Source organism: Protofrankia sp. Cr2 (assembly GCF_963555885.1).
Classification (GTDB): Bacteria; Actinomycetota; Actinomycetes; order Frankiales; family Frankiaceae; genus Protofrankia.
This window is the reverse complement of record NZ_CAUVXG010000117.1, coordinates 1-2,640: the sequence shown is the minus strand read 5'-3', so window position 1 is coordinate 2,640 and position 2,640 is coordinate 1. Positions and strand designations below refer to the sequence as shown.

General features: G+C 69.1%; 4 protein-coding genes. 1 reads left to right on the top strand and 3 read right to left on the bottom strand.

Annotated features, from left to right (window positions below):
• Window positions 1-268, top strand: a 268-nt coding sequence (locus tag U9978_RS23865) for a WD40 repeat domain-containing protein (protein WP_416211125.1), incomplete at its 5' end; no start/stop codon positions are given.
• Window positions 269-286: 18 nt separating this feature from the next.
• On the opposite strand, the gene mazG is transcribed toward U9978_RS23865, so the two are convergent.
• From mazG to U9978_RS23850, 3 genes are all read right to left on the bottom strand, one after another.
• Entirely contained in the window at window positions 287-1,486 is a 1,200-nt protein-coding gene (mazG, locus tag U9978_RS23860) for a nucleoside triphosphate pyrophosphohydrolase (RefSeq protein WP_322763393.1), read from the bottom strand.
• 22 nt (window positions 1,487-1,508) lie between these two features.
• Entirely contained in the window at window positions 1,509-2,285 is a 777-nt protein-coding gene (locus tag U9978_RS23855; protein WP_322763392.1) for a SurA N-terminal domain-containing protein, read from the bottom strand.
• Between the two features lie 72 nt (window positions 2,286-2,357).
• Window positions 2,358-2,640, bottom strand: a 283-nt coding sequence (locus tag U9978_RS23850; protein ID WP_322763391.1) for an HNH endonuclease signature motif containing protein, incomplete at its 5' end; no start/stop codon positions are given.

Below are 2,640 nucleotides of genomic sequence, written 5' to 3'. Positions count from 1 at the left end.
AACCATCCGACTCTGGAACACCACCGACCCCACCAAACCCACACCACTGGCCAACCTCGTCGGTCATACCGGCATCGTCTGGCAAGCAGTTTTCAGCCCGGACGGACATACCCTCGTCAGCGCCAGCGACGACGGGACCGTGCGGCTGTGGGAGACCGATCCCCAGCGGGTCGTGAAACGTTTCTGCGCGGATCCGAATCTGCGGATCACACCGGAGGAATGGAAACGCTACATTCCGAAGATTCCCTACCCGAACCCCTGCGCCTGAACCAGGCCGCCGGCCGCGTCAGTCTGCGTAGGTGCCGGATCCTCGGGAATCGGGTGCGTGGGAATCGGGTCCGGGGGGCCAGTGGGCGCGCCAGGAGTCCGCGCCCGCGTCTCGCGGGTCACGACCGGCGGCGCGGATGGCCTCCTCGGTACCGGCGAGCGTGTCCCGGAACCGGCGGGCGGACGCCCGCAGGGCCGCCTCCGGATCGACCCCGGCCTGGCGCGCCAACGCGACCGCGGCGAACAGCAGGTCGCCGATGGTTTGGTCGGCAGCCGTGGCGGGCGCGTCCGGCGGAGCGACCAGCCCGGCGATGATCTCGGCCGGAGACGACGCCCGGCCCACGCCGAGCACGAGCTCCTCGGGCACGCCGACCTTCGCCGCTCGTTTTTGCAGCTTCGCCGCCAACGCCAACGACGGCTGAGACAGGGGCACGCCCTCGGTGACCGACCGGCGGCCCTTCTCGACATCCTTGATCTTGTCCCAGTTCGTCTCGACCGCGGCCGGGCCATCCACCGTCACCGATCCGAAGACATGGGGATGGCGGCGGACAAGCTTCTCGGTGAGGCCGGCCGCCACGTCGTCGACGTCCCATGCCGCCGCGCTACCGGCGCCCTCGGCCGCGATCCGGGCGTGGAACAGCACCTGCATGAGCACATCGCCGAGCTCCTCGCGCAGCTCGGCGTGGTTGCCGTCCTCGATCGCCTGAAACGCCTCGTATGCCTCCTCCAGCAAGTAGGAGGCCAGGGACGTGTGGGTCTGCTGCGCGTCCCACGGGCAACCACCGGGCGAACGCAACCTGTCCATCACGGCGACCGCGTCCAGGAGCTTCGCCCCAGGCAGGTCACGCGAACCCTCGCGCGTCGAAACGGTGAGGTCCGGACCCGCCGATGTCGCGAGTACGGCCAGCAGTTCCGCCTCGCCGGCCACGTCCGGTGCGCCGAGCGGTCCCAGATCGCCGGTTGGGGCGGCGAGCCACACCACGGGCCGGGACGGGTCGGCACATGCGCGGCTACGCAATCCCGCAGCAGCGGCGGACGCATCCGGACTCGTCAGGATCTCGACCGGTATGCCGGCCGCGGCGAGCGCGTCACGCTGCGGATGCGCCGCCAGCCCGCAACAGACTGCGGATGCCGCCCGCAGCAGATCCCACGCGGCCAGGTCCAGCAGCCCAGGCACGACCCGTGGGCTGGTCACCAGGACGACGATGCTCGCCGTCATGGCCGCAGCGTCGGTATGTGGCTCACTGGCTCATCGCGGCTGTCTGGCCGAGCGGCTCCGGCGCCGGCGTGGTCGCGACCGAGCCGTCCGCGGCAACCACTGCCCGTTGGGATGCAGACCAGACACCGAATCTAGGGTTGATCAAAATGGCTTCCCGCTGCGAAATCTGGTTGAGCTGCGCGTCCACGGCCGCTGTCCGCTCCGGGGAGAGCTTTCGGATCAGGAACGGCTTGGCCTGGCCAAAACTCAGTGGGAGGGAGCCGAACCGGGCGACGGCCTGGTCGTAGAAGCTTCGGGCGACCGCATCGGAGGCGACGGAGTTCGGCGCGAGCCGGTCGGCGAGCGCGAGCTCAAGAGCATCGGTCTGGACGAACACCCGTAGATCGTCGCGAGCGAAACCGCCCTGTGCACCTGCCTTTTCAAAAGCGGAGACACTGCCATATTGGAGCACGCCGAGAGTCTGATAATAGGAATCGACGTCCTGGCCGGTGACCGTCACTCCAAGCTGATGGGCCTCTTGCCGGGCGAGATTGCCCTCGACGAGTAGGGTCAGCGCCCCGCGCTGAAGAGCACTGCGCTCGATCGGTGCCGCAGCCTGTCCGGTCTGGGCATCCTGGGCGGGTCCGGCAGCCTGGGCGGCGGCCACGCCGCGGTCGACAATTCCCCGCAGGGTCGACGTCTCGATCGTCTCGTCGCCGACCTGCGCGGCGGACCCCGCGTGAGTGGTACAGGCGGACGAGGTTAAGACGACCAGCGCGACGCTGGCGAGAACACGGCGAACGGCGGACCGGGTCTTCACGGCTGTGACCGTATCGGCTCGCCGTCCACCGTGTACACGGGGACCCCATCAGTTCCCCGCCATCTCCTGCTCTCAGGGCACGCCGCCGAAGAGATCCTCGCCGGTGCCGCCCCACGTGTCGTGGATCGTGCGGCGGTAGGGGTTGCGTCGGGGGGTGCGGGTCGGGTCGATCCATCCCGGGGGGATCCATGTGGGGATGCCGTCGGCGCCGATCTGTACCTGCCAGTCGCTGTGGTGGAGTGTTCGGTGATGCTGGCTGCAGGTCAGTACGAGGTTGTTCAGGGCGGTGCGGCCACCCTGTGACCATTCGATGATGTGGTGGGCTTCGCACCAGCCCGGTGGCCGGTCACAGCCC